This window comes from Halapricum sp. CBA1109 (assembly GCF_009741825.1).
Taxonomy (GTDB): Archaea; Halobacteriota; Halobacteria; order Halobacteriales; family Haloarculaceae; genus Halapricum.
Genome location: NZ_WPCA01000212.1, coordinates 1 through 3,161 on the forward strand (window position 1 = coordinate 1; position 3,161 = coordinate 3,161).

The 3,161-nt window shown below is 67.1% G+C and carries 2 protein-coding genes and 3 pseudogenes; 1 reads left to right on the forward strand and 4 read right to left on the reverse strand.

Translation table 11 applies throughout. The features are described from left to right. Positions 1-21 precede the first annotated feature (21 nt). The 4 genes and pseudogenes from GJ629_RS17320 to GJ629_RS17735 all read right to left on the reverse strand — a co-directional run bounded on the left by GJ629_RS17320 (position 22) and on the right by GJ629_RS17735 (position 2,560). Positions 22-861, reverse strand: a complete 840-nt coding sequence (locus GJ629_RS17320) for a PAS domain S-box protein (protein WP_370515933.1) — start codon at positions 859-861, stop codon at positions 22-24. Continuing rightward, a pseudogene (locus GJ629_RS18140) lies at positions 841-1,020 on the reverse strand (hypothetical protein); the annotation flags it as partial. The pseudogene GJ629_RS18140 and the gene GJ629_RS17320, both read right to left, overlap by 21 nt. A gap of 28 nt (positions 1,021-1,048) precedes the next feature. Continuing rightward, positions 1,049-2,377, reverse strand: a pseudogene (locus tag GJ629_RS18145) (PAS domain S-box protein); the annotation flags it as partial. A 63-nt stretch (positions 2,378-2,440) separates the two neighbouring features. Next, positions 2,441-2,560, reverse strand: coding sequence for an HVO_2523 family zinc finger protein (locus tag GJ629_RS17735; RefSeq protein WP_305037662.1), 120 nt, complete (start codon positions 2,558-2,560; stop codon positions 2,441-2,443). A 110-nt stretch (positions 2,561-2,670) separates the two neighbouring features. Between GJ629_RS17735 and GJ629_RS15190 the strand changes: the two are divergent. Next, positions 2,671-3,161: pseudogene (locus GJ629_RS15190) on the forward strand (hypothetical protein); the annotation flags it as partial.

The window sequence follows — 3,161 nt, forward strand, 5'->3', positions numbered from 1 at the left end:
TCGAACACCTGCTCGCGTTGCTCATCGGGGATTCCCGGGGCCGTCGTCGGCGACGGCAAAGCCAGAACGGTCCGGTAGCGTCTCGACGGACACGTCGACGTCGGGACCGGCGTGTTCGACGGCGTTCCGAAAGAGGTTGACGAGCAACTCCCGGAGGCGGTCGGGGTCGGCCGACAGCGTCGTCTCGGCGTCGACGGTCAGCGTCGCCGCCGGCGACTGGACCTGCTCCCACGCGTCCCGGGCGGCGTCCGACAGCGGCGTCGACTCGGGTTCGCCGACGGTCCGGCCCTGCCGGGCCAGCGTCAGCAGGTCCTCGATCAGCGTCTCCATCCGGTCGGCGGCCTGAACGATACCGTCGACGTGCTCGACCGAACCGGTCTCTTTTGCCAGTTGCGCCCGCCCGGTGATGACGTTCAGCGGCGACTGCAGGTCGTGGCTGACGACGCTGGCGAACTTCTGGAGGCGCTTCTCGCGGCGCTTTCGCTCGGAGATGTCCCGGATGACGCCGGCGGTCCCCCGGTGGCCGTCCTCGTCTTCGAGGAGCGCGATGTGGTTCTCCGTCGGCACAGTGTCGCCGTCGGCCGTGTGGATGTCCACCTCGAAGGTGACGTACGACACCGACTCGTCGCTGCGCAACTGCTCGATGTACTCGGCGCTGCGCTCGAAGTCCGCCGCCGAGACGACGGTCGTCGCGTGCTCGCCCCGGAGGTCCTCGGGGTCGTACCCCGCCAGTTCGGTGACGGCGTCGTTGACGAATGTGAAGTAGCCGTCGTCGTCGAGCGCGTACACCGGATCTCCGACCGCTTGGATGATGGTCTCGTAGCGCCGGAGTTCCCGTTCGCGTTCCTTCCGCGTCGAGATATCGCGCATCACGCCGACCGAGCCGACGTACTCCCCGGAGTCGTCTGTCAGAACGGCTATCTTGTCCTCGTTGATCGACCGGGAGCCGTCGGCGTGGACCGTCTCCATCTCGAAAGTCGCCCACGTGTCCTCGCCCTCGATCGAGGCGCCTGACCGTCTCCGTCCCCGTCTGTACGTCGGATTCGGGCATAAACATCGACGCGTGCGAGCCGACTATCTCCTCGCGGTCGTAGCCCAGATGGTCGGCCATCGCCTCGTTGACCATCGTTATCGTCGCCTCCGTGTCGAGGACGTACATCGGGTCGCCGACGTTCTCGACCAGCGTCCGGTAGCGTTCGAGTTCGGTCGACCGCTCGCGCCGGTCGGTGATGTCCCGGGCGTACAGCGACGCACCGTCCTCTGCGGGGTAGATGTTGAGTTCGATCCACCGGTCGCTGCTGGGGTACCGCGTCTCCGAGCGGACCGGATCACCGGTCGCTATCGACTGCTCGAGCTGGCTCCGGAGAGTGTCGTCGTAGCCGTCCGGGACCACCGTACACAGGTCGGTCCCGACGATGGAGTCGGGTGCCATCCCCAGCAACTCGCCGGCGGCCTCGTTGGCGTAGGTCACCGTCCGGTCGGCGTCGACGGCGACGAACGCGTCGTCGATCCGTTCGACGGCCGCCTCGAACCGAGCGGACCGGACCGCCGCAGACCCGTCCTCGTCCGAGAGCCGGGTCGCCTGCCGCACCGCCGGGCTGTCGATGTGGAGGATGATTCCCTCAAGTGCGATCAGGTCGCCGTCCTCGTAGACGCCCTGTCCCTGCTCCCAGACGCGTTTTGTCTCCCCGTCGGCCGTCCGGATGCGGTAGGTCACCTCGAAGGACTCACCGGAGTCCAGCGCCGCCTGCACCGTCTCCCACAGGCGCTTTAAGTCCTCCTCCAGCAGGACGTCCTCGGCCCAGACAACGTCGCTATCGACTAGTTCCTCGGGGTCGTAGCCGGTCAGGTCCCGACAGCCGTCGCTGACGTACTCCATCGGCCAGTCGGGCGCGTTCCGACACCGGTAGGCCATCCCCGGGAGGTTGCTGACCAGCGTCGACAGCATCCGCTCGCTCTCCTCTAAGGCGTCTTTCGCCCGGTAGGCCTCGACCGCTCGCTCGATGCGGTTGGCGAGGACGGTGTACTGGTCGGTCCCGGACTCCTTCTGGAGGTACTCGGTGACGCCCGCGGAGATAGCGTCGCTCGCTATCTCCTCGCTGCCCTTGCCCGTGAACAGCACGAACGGCAGGTCTGGGTACTCCTCGCGGACGGCCCGCAGGAACTCCAGCCCGTCCATCTCGGGCATATCGAGGTCGCTGACGATACAGTCGACCCGGTGTTCGTCGAGGCGGTCCAGTCCCTCCGGGGCCGACGTCGCGGTCACGACCGAGAAGGCGTCGTTCGCCCGTTCGAGGTACGTCGCCACCAAGTCCGCGAAGTTCGGCTCGTCGTCGACGTGCAAGACACGTATCGCCTGCCCGTCGTCGCCACTCATAGGGCTCGATTCTATCTCCACGGTAATAAATCCGAGAGCAGTGGTCGGCGGGAACAGCGCGCGTCAGTAGAAGGTATCCGCACAGTCGAAGACGACGCCGTGTTCCGGGCAGACGTACTTGCAGTGGCGGTGGTACATCGGCCGGTCACACTGCGGACACGGGCGGCCGCCTGACTCGTCCATACGCGGATTCGGACGGGCAGGCGCTTTAGTATTGTGACCCAATTCTAGTCCCAGTTTGTCCCGAGTTGGAAAAACGGCTTTAGTGAGTTGTATCCTCTGTACTGTCAACGATGACCGCAATCCGCAAGCATCTCCCGGCCGTCGCCGTCGCGCTTTCGGCCGGCGTCGGTGCGGTGGCGTCGTCGTACGCCGTCGCCGCGAACCCACAGCAGTTGGTCGTCTCGCCCGTCGAAGACATCCTGCGGGCGGTCGTCCCGGGCGACCTCATCTTCTTTATGATACAGAACTTCGGGAGCGGGGCCCAGCAGTTCAACTACGCGCTGGCCGTCGTCCTGTCCGTCGTCGCCTTCGGCGGCCTCGCCGCCTTCGCCCGCGCTGTCGGCCACAAGAGCGGTACCGACGGCCTCGCCATCCCGGTCGCGGTCGTCTCGGGGTGGCTGGTCGCCGCGGCCCTCACGGCCGCACCGCTCCGCTCGGTCGGCGTCGGCCTCGGGACCGGTATCGTCGTCGCGTCGTCACCATCGCCGGCCGGGACATCTCGCTGTCGGCCGTGCCGATGGACCCCGGCCGCCGGCAGGTCGTCGGCGGCGGCGTCGCGGCG